Here is an 11,319-nt window from a genome sequence, read left to right as displayed (position 1 = left end):
GGTCGGGGTCGACGCCGACGATGACTCCCGCCCATCCGCCGCCCCGGTACGCGAAGGGGGTCGCGTCCTCGGGGACACGGCTGGTGGCGCCGTCGATGGGATAGAGGTGCATGGTGGAGTGACCGGTCGGCAGCTGCTGCCCGTACCGGCAGTGCACGTCGATCGCGGCGTCGGTGATCTCGTCGAAGAAGTCCGCCCGCCAGTACCACTGCAGGCCGGGCGGGTAGAGGGCGTCGAATGCGCTCTGCAGCACGGTGAACGGCATGTCGTGCAGGCCGACCAGCAGCGGCGAGCCGTAGGTCCGGATGGGCTCGAGCACCTCGTCGGCCTTGCCGTGCGGTCCGGTGTAGCACCAGACGATGCCGCAGCACCTGCGGCCCCAGAGGTCCTCGGGGAACGGGGCGGCGGGTGGGACGGTGAGCAGCGCGATCCAGCCGCTGAGTTCCTCCGGGAGCGCCGGCAGCAGTTCCCGGTACCAGCGCATGACGTCGGCGGTGTCGGCGAGGTCGTAGAGCACCGGGCCGCCGACGATCATGCCGGCTTCGCCGATGTCGTGGCAGCGGAAGGTGAAGGAGGTGACGACGCCGAAGTTCCCGCCGCCGCCGCGCAGCGCCCAGAACAGGTCGCTGTGCGAGTTCTCGTCGGCCGTCACGAGCGTGCCGTCGGCGAGCACCACGTCGGCGGAGAGAAGGTTGTCTACGGTCAGCCCGAAGCGACGGGAGAGATAGCCGATGCCGCCACCGAGGGTCAGCCCGCCCACACCCGTGGACGAGAGGAAGCCGGACGGGGTGGCCATGCCGAAGGCGACCGTGGCGTGGTCGACGTCGCCCCAGGTGCATCCGCCGTCGACGCGGACGGTGTGGTGTGCCGGATCGACCGTGGTACTGCGCATCAGGGACAGGTCGACGACGAGCGCGTCGTCCCACACCCCGAGGCCGCCGGCGTTGTGCCCGCCGCCGCGCACGGCCAGGGTGAGGGCGTGGGCGCGGCCGAAGCGGACGCAGGAAACGACGTCGGCGGCGTCCCGGCAGCGTGCGATCGCCGCGGGGTGTTTGTCGATCATGCCGTTGTAGACGGCACGCGCCGTGTCGTAGCGGGTGTCGCCGGGGGTGATCAGGTCGCCGCGCAGGGCCGCGGCCAGGTCGTCGTACGGCACGGCGCCGGCCGACCGGGTCGAGATGGTGGTCACGGGAGTCCCTTTCGGGTCGGTCGCTCGCCGGTGCGGGCGTTGTACCGTCGACCCTAGGAAGGGGGCGTTCGCGCAGCGTTCGAGTGCGCGCAGCCGGTCACGGGGCCGGGGGAACGCCCGGGAGCGGCAGGTGAACGCCGTGTTCGGCGAGGTCCCGCGCGCAGCGCCGGAGCAGGGCGGCACTGCCGTGGGCGGCCGCGGTCCGGGCGGCGGCGCGCAGCCGCGCGATCGCGGCGTCGTGGTCGTCGTGCGCCGCGCGCATCCGCATCACCTCGGGCAGCCACCACAGGTCGTCGCGGGCCTGTCCGGCGACGAGGGCGGCATCGAGCGCGGCGCGGGCGGCGCCGGGATCTCCTTCCCGCACCGACAGGTCGGCGAGCAGCGAGAGCCAGTACGGCATCCGGGCGAACGAACCGGCCGCTCGGAGTGTGTCGATGCCGCGCCGCGCCTGCGTGAGGCCGGCCTCGCCGCCGCGGGACCAACCGCCGAGAATCAGCGCCCACTCGCTGTAGTAGGCGAATCCGTACCGGACGCACAGGTCGGTCAGTTCCGCGACGGCGACGTCGAGGGCGGCGGGGTCTGCCCGCAGGTGGTGGGTGATGCCGCTGTAGGCCAGGGCGACGGCCAGGCTGTACGGATGATCGATCGTCCGGGCCAGCCGGACGGCCTCGTTGCAGCAGGTCAGTGCGGCGTCGTTGTGGCCGAGCAGCCAGTGGGCGTGTGCCGCCCAGGCGCTGCCGTGCACGTCGGGCCGGGTGCCGACGGTCAACGAGGGAGCGCCCCGGGTCAGTGCGGCCGCGCGGTCGAAGTGGTGGAGCGCCTCCTCGGGGCGGCCGAGCTCGACCGCCGAACCGGCGAATGCGAAGTGGGCCGATCCGCTCAGCGGGGAGCCGGGGTCGACGAGGGTCAGGGCGCGGGTCGCCACCTCGTGGGCGCCGGCAATGTTTCCCTGCACGAACCGCGACGACCAGAGCCCGACGAGGCCGGCCAGGAGGGAGTCCTTGCGGCCGAGGGATGCGGCCAGCCGGATCGAGCGCTCGAGGGTCTGTTGCAGTTCGGGGGAGGAGTAGCCGTATCTGGCGTTGAGCGGCGCCGCCATCGCTTCGCGGACGGCGAGTTCCTGTACGGCGGCGCTGCGCCCCTCGAATTGGGTGCGGGCGATGACGAGCGCCTTCTTGTGCAGTCGGATCGCCTCGGTGTGGGCGAAGGTGCTCGAGGCGACATCGGCCGCGCGACGGTAGTAGGCCACTGCCCGGTCCGGTCGTCCCCCGCGGGCGTACTGCTCGGCGAGTTGCGCCGAGACGCTGTCGCTGTCGTCGGCGTGCAGCAATTCGAGGCTCTGCGCGAGACGGCGGTGCAGCAGCCAGCGCTGGGGCGGGCTGATCCGGGCGTAGGCGGCGTCGCGGAGCAGGTCGTGGGAGAAGTCGTAGCCGTCGCGGAACTGTCGCAGGATTCTGCGTTGCCACAGCTCGTCGACGGCGCGCACCACGGCGTCGGCGTCGAGGTCGCTGGCCTCGGTGAGCAGGTCGAGGGTGAAGTTGCGGCCTACCGCCGCGGCGAGTCCGGCGACGTCCCGTGCGGCGGGGCTCACCTGCTCGATCCGGTCGTGCAGCACGTCGGCCAGGCTGCCGGCGGGGGCGAGGTCCGGTCCGCTGTGCATCGCTTCGATGATGTAGAGCGGGAAGCCTCCGGTGGTCGCGTGCAGCAGTTCGGCGTCCTGCAGGTCGAGCGGGCACCCGCCGAGCGCCTCGGCCAGGCGGGCGGTGCCGGAGACCCCCAGGGGCTGCAGTGGCAGCTCGGTGAGCAGACCGGCGGTCCGCATCCGGACGGCCCATTGCTCGAGGTCCCGGCTCTCGTCGGTGTCGTCGGTGCGGGCTGTCGCGGCCACCATCAGGGGCGCGTCGGGGGTCAGGGACAGGCAGAACGTCAGGAACGTCAGCGTCTCCGGGTCGCACCACTGGATGCTGTCGAGGGTCAGCAGGACCGGGCGGCCGCCGCCGATCAGGGCCCGCGCCAGGCCTTCGAAGAACCGGAGGCGCTGCCAGGCGTCGACCATCGCCCGGAGGCCGGCGCCGGGTTCCGGGCGGGTGGTGCCGGACGGTACGAGCCTGTCGACCTCGGCGCGCCAGAGCGGGTCGAGCGCGGCGAGCGTGGGCTGGACCGCGGGGGTGCGGAGCCAGTCCGCGACCGGGGCGAGGGCGAGCCGTCCGGACGTTCCGAAGCACTGGGTGCTCGCCACCACTGCGGGTTGTGCGCGGGCCGTGTCGGCGATCTCGGCGACCAGGCGGGTCTTGCCGACGCCGGCGCCGCCGGTGACGAGGACGAGGGTGGGGCGGCCGGCGGCCGCCGTGCGCCACGCCTCGTGCAGCCGACGGAGTTCGCGTGAGCGTCCGACGAGTGCCGGGGCGGCGAGTCCGGGCCGCCGGGCCGCCGGCTCGGCGGTCGGGCGGGCGGCCGCGGTGGGGGCCGCGTGGGCGAGCAGGCGGTCGGCGAGTGTGCGCGTCGCCGGGTCCGGTGCCACCCCGAGTTCACGTTCGAGGAGGGCGGCGCAGCGGTGATAGGTGCTCACCGCGGCGGCGCGGTCGCCGTGCTCGGCCTGCAGGTGCATCAGGGTGCGGTATCCGCCCTCTTCCAGGGGCCGCAGGTGGATCCGGCGGCGGGCGGCGTCGATCGCCCCGGGGAGGTCGCCGGTGCGGGCCCGGAGCCGGCACAGCAGATCGCACAGGTCGACGCAGTGCCGTTCGAGATCCGAACGGGCCTCGAGGATCCAGTCGTCGTACATGCCGGGCAGCAGGGAGCCGCGGTATTCGGCGAGCGCCGTGGTGGCGTGCCGCAGCGCCGCCTCGTCGTCGCCGCTCGTCGCGGCCGCCAGGGCGGCGTGGTACTCGACGGTGAAGGTCCGTAGGTCCACCCGGCTGGTCTCGGTGTCGCGCCAGCACAGATCCCGGGAGGTCACTCCGACGGCCGGGTCGTCGTCGAGGGCGCGGCGCAGGTGGTGCAGTTCGCGGCGCAGGTTGGTCAGGGCCTGGGCGGTCGTCGAGTCGGGCCAGAACAGGGGGGCGATGAGCTGGCGGGGCTGTGGAACTCCGGCGTGGAGGGCGAGGTAGGCGACCAGGGTCGTGCCGCGGGGGGACCGCGTCACGACGGCGCCGGTCGTGTCGTCGGTGATCGACTGCTCACCCAGGACGGAGACGTACAGCATCGGGTCGTGGCCTCTCCAGACTTCAGCGTAGACCCGGCGGGGAGGGATATCGATCGTCGCGGGTGCCGAGTCGCGCGCCGGGGACGTCCCGGGGAGAGGGCAGGCGGCGGTGTCCGCTCAGCGGCGGCCGGCGTGCTCCCGGTCGGCGTCGAGCAGCCGGTGGCACCGGTCGAGCAGCGCCGCGCGCAGCGCGGTGGACCGCTCGGCCAGGACCGTCTGCTCGCGGACGTACTCCGCTCGTCCGCGGGGTGTTTCGATCGGTACCGGGGGGTAGCCGTACTCGCTCAGGTCGTACGGGCTGGCCCGCATGTCGAGTTCCCGGGCGGCGTAGGCCAGCTCGAAGCAGTCGACGGTCAGGTCCGTGTCGAGCAGCGGGGTGAGCTTGTAGCAGTATTTGTACAGGTCCATGGCGGCGTGCAGGCAGCCCGGTTGTTCCCGCCGTGCCTGGTCGTCGCGGGTGAGCGGTTCGATGTTGAGGGGGCCGGCGTCCGGGGTGAAGAACCGGTACGCGTCGTAATGCGTGCAGCGCAGCTGCAACGACTCGACGACGGCGTCGGTGCCGGTGTGGCCGAGGCGCAGGGGTACGGCGCTGTGGCGGACGTCTTCGGGCCGAGTGCGGTAGAGCATCGCCCATTCGTGGAGACCGAAGCAGCCGAAGTGCGCGGGCCGGGATGCGGTGGCCTCGAGCAGGCCGGCGACGTATCGGACGGTCTCGCGCCGCCGGGCCAGGTGGGTGGGGTCGACCGTGACCCCGGTGCCGGTGGTCCGGTAGCCCCGCAGGGTGGCGTACTCCGCCGACGCGGAGCCGGTGAGGGTGGATCCGAAGCCGGGGTGCCAGCGCATGAGCTGGGACGGCGTGAAGCTGTAGTAGGTGAACAGGAAGTCGATCACCGGGTGGGTGGCGCCGCGCGCTCGCCGGTCGAGGTAGGGGCCGAGCAGCGCCGTCAGCCGGTGGCGGTGCCGCTCCCGGCGCGGTAGCCACTGCTCGGGTGCCAGGACCGCACTCATGGTTCCCGCCCGTAACGACTGCATCGGTGCTGCAATGATTCCATCGCGGTGCTGCGCCGGCCGGCGGGCGCCGGGGTGGGTCGGGGCGGGGTTCACGTCCGGGGTCCCGGTCCCGGGTCGGCGATCCGGTGGGTGGTGTCGCGCACGGTGCCGACGAATTGTTCGACGAGGTCCTCGAGCGCGACGATGCCGATGACCCTGCCGTGCTCGTCGACGACTCCGCCGAGGTGGGAACTGGTGCGCCGCAGCAGCGACAGGGCGTCGTCGAGGGGGGCGTCGACCGGCACCGGCGGCAACGGCCGGATCTCCGCGGTCGCGATGATCGTGTCCGGTCCCGCGGACTCGTCGCGGACGAGGTCGAGCACGTCCTTCAGGTGCAGATAGCCGGCCAGTTCCCCGGCCGGGGTCTCCGCCGGGTACCGGGAGTAGCCGGTCTCGATGACGGCCCGCTCGACGGCCCCGAGGGTGGTGCCGGCCGGGCCGAGCGGAACGGTGCGGACCCCGGACAGGGGGATCGTCACGTCGGCGACGGTTCGTCCGCTCGTCGCGAGTGCCTTGGTCAGGCGCCGGTGTTCCTCCTCGTCCAGCAGCCCCTCGGAGCGGGACTCACCGATCATCTCGGACAGTTCGATCTCGGTGACGGTGACGTCGAGTTCGTCCTTCGGTTCCACCCGCAGCAACCGCAGGCTGACGTTGGCGCACAGGTTGTAGAAGGCGATCAGCGGCCGGGCCACCTTCATGAACAGCAGGTGTGCCGGCACGAGCAGCATCGCCGACCGCTCCGGTCCGGCGATGGCGATGTTCTTCGGGACCATCTCGCCGAGCAGGATGTGCAGCACCACCACGATCGCGAGGGCGAGCGCGAAGCCGATCGGGTGCAGCAGGGAGTCCGGGACGCCGAGCGCATGCATGGGTTGTTCGATCAGGTGGGCGATCGCCGGTTCGCCGACGCGGCCGAGCAGGATCGAGCAGATGGTGATGCCGAGCTGGGACCCGGCGAGCATCAGCGACAGGTGCTCGCCCGCGTCGATGACGGTCTGTGCCCTCTTCTTGCCCTGCCCGACGAGGGTTTCGAGCCGGTCGCGGCGGGCGGTGATGAGGGCGAACTCGGCGCCGACGAAGAAGGCGTTGCCGGCGAGCAGCAGGACGGTGAGCAGCACCGCGAGCCAGTCGTTCATCGCCGGTCCCCCCTCTCGTCGTCCGGTGCGTGGTCGTCCTCGCCGGCGGGCTCGTCGACGGGGACGAGCAGGACCCGGTCGATGCGGTGCCCGTCCATCTCGAGGACGTGGGCACGCCACCGGTGATGGGCGTCGCCGGGCCGGTGCGGCAGCAGCACCTCGTCGCCGGATGCGGGGATCTCCCCGAGCTCGGTGAGGATCAGGCCGCCGAGGGTCTCGTACTCGCCGTCCGGGGCGAGGTATCCCGTCAGGTGGGCCACCTCGTCGATGCGGAGCAGCCCGGAGCAGGACCAGCCCTGCTCGACGCGCTGCGCCTCGGGCTCGGGTTCGTCGTGCTCGTCGCGGACGTCGCCGACGATCTCCTCGATCAGGTCCTCCATGGTGACGATGCCGGCGGTACCGCCGTACTCGTCGACGACGAGCGCGACCTGCATGCCGTCGGAGCGGACCCGTTCCATGACCGCGTCACCGTCGAGGGTGGACGGCACGACGGGCACCTGCCGGGCGAGGGTGCGCAGCTGGGTGTGGGCGCGGCGCCGGGCGGGCACGGTGAACGCGTGCTTGACGTGCACGACGCCGACGGTGGCGTCGAGATCGCCGTCGACGACGGGGAAGCGGGAGTAGCCGGTGCGTGACGAGGCGTCGATGAGGTCGAGGACGGTGTCGTGGACGTCGAGTGACTCGATGGTCACGCGGGGGGTCATGAGGTCCTCGGCGGTGCGTTCCCCGAAGCGCAGCGAGCGCCCGACCAGCAGCGCCGTGTTCTCGTCGAGGGCGCCGCGTTCCGCCGAGGCCCGGACCAGGGAACCGAGTTCCTCCGGGGAGCGCGCCGAGCGCAGTTCCTCGGCCGGTTCGATGCCCAATCGCCGCACGATCCGGTTGGCGGCGCCGTTGAGCCCGACGATGGCCCACTTGAAGACCAGCGAGAAGCCGGCCTGCAGGCCCGCGGTGGCGCGGGCGGTGGCCAAGGGCCGCGCGATGGCGAGGTTCTTCGGCACGAGCTCACCGAAGATCATCGAGAACGACGTGGCGATGATCAGCGCCAGGGCCAGGGAGATGCCGGAGGCCACGCCGGCGCCGAGCCCGGCCGCGCGCAGCAGCGGGTCGAGAAACCGGGCGAGGACCGGTTCGGCGAGGTAGCCGGTGATCAGGGTGGTGATGGTGATGCCGAGCTGGGCGCCGGAGAGCTGGAAGGACAGGGTGCGGTGGGCGTGCTGCACCTGTCGCGCGCGCAGGTCGCCGTCGCGGGCGTGGGCGTCGACGGTGCTGCGTTCGAGGGCGGTCAGGGAGAATTCGGCCGCCACGAACACGGCGGTGCCCGCGGTGAGGGCGATGAAGCCGACCAGGCTGAGAATGGACAGGAAGACGGACATCAGCACCGTCCCGGTGCCGACCGGGAGCTCCGCTCCGGTGCCGAATGGAAGCTGCGCTCCGGTGTCGAGTAGGTCCCGCCGGGTTTGTCACCCGGCTCGCTAGGGGAGCCCTCCGAACCGGCGGAGTCGGACTCCGCGTCGGCCGCGGTGGCCAGGGGTCCTGTCGAAGTGGTGGTGGGTGCCGCGGGCACCGGGTTCCTCTCGTCGGGCCCGATCATCGAAAAGGGGCGGGCGTTTCACGGTGAGGCCTCATTCTACGGGCCGTGTCCGGCTCCGCAGCGGCGGCGCGGTCACCAACCGGTGGGCAGGGGCCGTCCCTCGGCGAAGCCGGCCGCCGACTGGACCCCGAGCACGGCCCGCTCGTGCAGGTCCTCGAGGGTGCGGGCGCCGGCGTAGGTGCAGGTGCTGCGCACCCCGGAGCAGATGTGGTCGATCAGGTCCTCCACGCCCGGCCGTTGCGGGTCGATGCGGATCCGGGAGGTGGAGATGCCCTCCTCGAACAGGGCCTTGCGGGCGCGGTCGAAGGCGGAGTCGTCGACGGTGCGGGCGGCCACCGCGCGCTTGGAGGCCATGCCGAAGCTCTCCTTGTAGGGGTGTCCGGTCTCGTCGTAGCGCAGCTCGCCGGGGGATTCGTAGGTGCCGGCGAACCAGGACCCGATCATGACGTTGGCGGCGCCGGCGGCGACGGCGAGCGCGACGTCGCGGGGGTGACGCACACCGCCGTCGGCCCACACGTGCGCGCCGAGGTCGCGGGCGGTGTGGGCGCATTCGGCGACGGCGGAGAACTGGGGGCGCCCGACGCCGGTCATCATGCGGGTGGTGCACATGGCGCCGGGGCCGACGCCGACCTTGACGATGTCCGCGCCGGCGTCGAGCAGTTCGCGGGTGCCGGCGGCGGAGACGACGTTGCCGGCGACGAGCGGGACGGGCAGATCGAGCGCCTTGATCCGCTTCAGGGCGTCGAGCATCTTCTCCTGGTGCCCGTGCGCGGTGTCGAGGACGAGCAGGTCGACGCCGGCGTCGACCAGTCCGGCGGCCTTGGCGGCGACGTCGCCGTTGACGCCGACGGCGGCACCGATGCGCAGGGCGCCGTCGGCGTCGACGGCCGGGCTGTAGATGCCGGCGCGGACGGCGCCGGTGCGGGTCAGGACCCCGGCGAGGGTGCCGTCGTCGTGGGTGAGGACAACCAACGGGTCGTGCTTGGCCTCGAGCAGCGCGAACGCCTCCCGCGGGGACGAGCCGACGGGGGCGGTGGCGAAGTCGCGGATGGCGACCGACCGCAGCCGCGCGAACCGGTCCACCTCGCGGCAGGACGCCTCGGTGACGACGCCGACGGGGCGGCGGTTCTCGTCGACCACCACGACGGCGCGGTGGGCGCGTTTGGGCAGCAGGGCGAGGGCGTCGGAGACGGAGTCCTCGGGGCCGAGGGTGACGGGGGTGTCGGCGACGAGGTGGCGGCTCTTGACGAACGCGACGGTCTCGGCGGCGGTGCCGGCCGGCAGGTCCTGGGGGAGCACGACGAGCCCGCCGCGGCGGGCGACGGTCTCGGCCATGCGGCGGCCGGACACGGCGGTCATGTTGGCGACCACGATGGGGATGGTGGTGCCGGAGCCGTCGACCGTGGACAGGTCCACGTCGAACCGGGATGCGACGGCGGATCGGTCCGGGACGAGGAACACGTCGTCGTACGTCAGGTCGTACGGGGGCTGGTGACCGTCGAGGAAGCGCACCCGGCGAATGTTACGCGCCGGCGCCGGCGGGTGCGGTGAGCCGGGCCTGGCTGCGTGAGAGCGCCACCGTGGCGATCAGCATCACGCCGACCGAGGCGACGACGAGGGCGAGTCCCGGGCCGTCCACCCGGAGCCGTTCGTCGAGGACGGTCATGCCGAGGAAGACGGCGGCGAGGGGCTCGCCGATGGTGACGGCCGGCAGGGATGCGGCGAGCGGGCCGGCTTGGAAGGCGCGTTGCTGCAGGTAGACGCCGAGGAGGCCGGCGGTGACCAGGGCCCAGGTCTGCCAGGCGCCGACCACGGGCCGCAGGCCGTGCTCGAACAGGTCGGTGACGTACTTGGTGAACGCCACCGCCACCCCGTAGAGCAGGCCGCTGGCCGCGCCGAGGGCCAGCGCCCGGGTGCCGCGGTCGCGGCCGAACAGCCCGATCGCGGTGGCGGCGAGCACGACGGCGCACACCACGCCGAGCGGGAGCACCCACTCGTGCCCGGGGGCGTCGATCTCCCCGGCGGTGGGGTCGCCGACGACGAGGAACACGACGAGAGCCGCGCACAGTGCCGCCGCGGTCAGCCAGGTGGGACGGGTGATGCGAGACCCGGAGAACGCCGCGGACAGGGGGAGGGCGAACAGCAGCGACGACACCAGCAGCGGCTGGACCACCAGGACCGGCCCGAGGGCGAGCGCGGCGACCTGCAGCAGGTAGCCGCCGCCGTCACCGAGTACCCCGGCCCACCAGCGGGGGCTGCGGATCAGGGCGGCGACGAGGGACTCGCCGGCGGGGACGGCTTCGGCGGAGCGCTGCTGGGCGACGCTGGCCGCCGCGAACAGGATCGCGGCGGCCAGCGCGCACACGACGGACGCCGTGACGGTGCCGCTCATGGGCACAAACTATGCCCTACGGCGGCGTCGGTGCGGGCGCGGTCAGGCGCGGATCTCGCTGCGGTCGCCGCTCCAGAGGGTGTGGAACTTGCCGTCGGCGTCGATGCGCTCGTAGGTGTGGGCGCCGAAGAAGTCGCGCTGGCCCTGGGTGAGGGCCGCGGGCAGACGTTCGGCGCGCAGCCCGTCGTAGTACGACAGCGACGAGGCGAACGCGGGGACGGGGATGCCGAGCATGGTGGCGGTGGCCACGACGCGGCGCCAGCTGTCGATGCCGGCTTCGATGGCCTCGCGGAAGTAGGGGGCGAGGATCAGGCTGGGCAGCTGCGGGTCGGCGTCGTAGGCCTCCTTGATGCGGTTGAGGAACTGGGCGCGGATGATGCAGCCGCCGCGCCAGATGGTGGCCAGGGCGGCGCGGTCGACGTTCCAGCCGTATTCGGCGCTGCCGGCGGCGATCTGGTCGAAGCCCTGGGCGTAGGCGACGATCTTCGACGCGTACAGGGCGCGGCGGATGTCCTCGGTGAACTGTGTGGCGTCGGCCGGCTTGTCGCCGAGGGCGCCGGAGGCCAGGCCGCGGGCCGCCGCGCGCTGGGTGCGGGAGCCGGACAGGGCGCGGGCGAAGACGGCCTCGGCGATGCCGGTGACCGGGACGCCGAGGTCGACGCCTTCTTCGCGGAGGTCGCCCGGCGGAGCCGTCCCGTCCCGGCGAGGGGGCAGGCGTGACCGCCCTGGACTTCACGGTCGTCGACATCGCTCCCGAAC

At 72.9% G+C, this 11,319-nt stretch carries 7 protein-coding genes and 1 pseudogene; all 8 read right to left on the bottom strand.

Annotated elements, in window-relative coordinates:
• The coding region (locus AIIKEEIJ_RS07485; protein WP_161995332.1) for an FAD-binding protein at positions 1–1,189 on the bottom strand (1,189 nt) is incomplete at its 3' end.
• Between the two features lie 97 nt (positions 1,190–1,286).
• Entirely contained in the window at positions 1,287–4,391 is a 3,105-nt protein-coding gene (locus tag AIIKEEIJ_RS07480; RefSeq protein ID WP_029543828.1) for an ATP-binding protein, read from the bottom strand.
• Between the two features lie 117 nt (positions 4,392–4,508).
• Positions 4,509–5,399 (bottom strand): 3-methyladenine DNA glycosylase, encoded by an 891-nt coding sequence (locus AIIKEEIJ_RS07475; RefSeq protein WP_161995331.1) that lies wholly within the window; start codon positions 5,397–5,399, stop codon positions 4,509–4,511.
• A gap of 92 nt (positions 5,400–5,491) precedes the next feature.
• On the bottom strand, positions 5,492–6,577 hold the full coding sequence (locus tag AIIKEEIJ_RS07470; protein ID WP_161995330.1) for a CNNM domain-containing protein: 1,086 nt from the start codon (positions 6,575–6,577) through the stop codon (positions 5,492–5,494).
• Entirely contained in the window at positions 6,574–7,950 is a 1,377-nt protein-coding gene (locus AIIKEEIJ_RS07465; protein WP_029543823.1) for a hemolysin family protein, read from the bottom strand. Before AIIKEEIJ_RS07465 ends, AIIKEEIJ_RS07470 begins: the two co-directional genes overlap by 4 nt.
• Positions 7,951–8,240: 290 nt before the next feature.
• A complete protein-coding gene (locus tag AIIKEEIJ_RS07460; RefSeq protein ID WP_006936796.1) occupies positions 8,241–9,680 on the bottom strand; it encodes a GuaB1 family IMP dehydrogenase-related protein in 1,440 nt (479 codons plus the stop codon).
• Positions 9,681–9,690: 10 nt separating this feature from the next.
• Entirely contained in the window at positions 9,691–10,560 is an 870-nt protein-coding gene (locus AIIKEEIJ_RS07455; RefSeq protein WP_029543820.1) for a DMT family transporter, read from the bottom strand.
• Positions 10,561–10,602: 42 nt separating this feature from the next.
• A pseudogene (locus tag AIIKEEIJ_RS07450) lies at positions 10,603–11,229 on the bottom strand (NADP-dependent phosphogluconate dehydrogenase); the annotation flags it as partial.
• Positions 11,230–11,319: the final 90 nt, after the last annotated feature.

Source organism: Rhodococcus sp. YH1, from assembly GCF_009939605.1.
Taxonomy (GTDB): Bacteria; Actinomycetota; Actinomycetes; order Mycobacteriales; family Mycobacteriaceae; genus Rhodococcus; species Rhodococcus aetherivorans.
The sequence above is the reverse complement of the archived record's forward strand: the minus strand, read 5'-3'. Positions and strand labels throughout refer to the sequence as shown.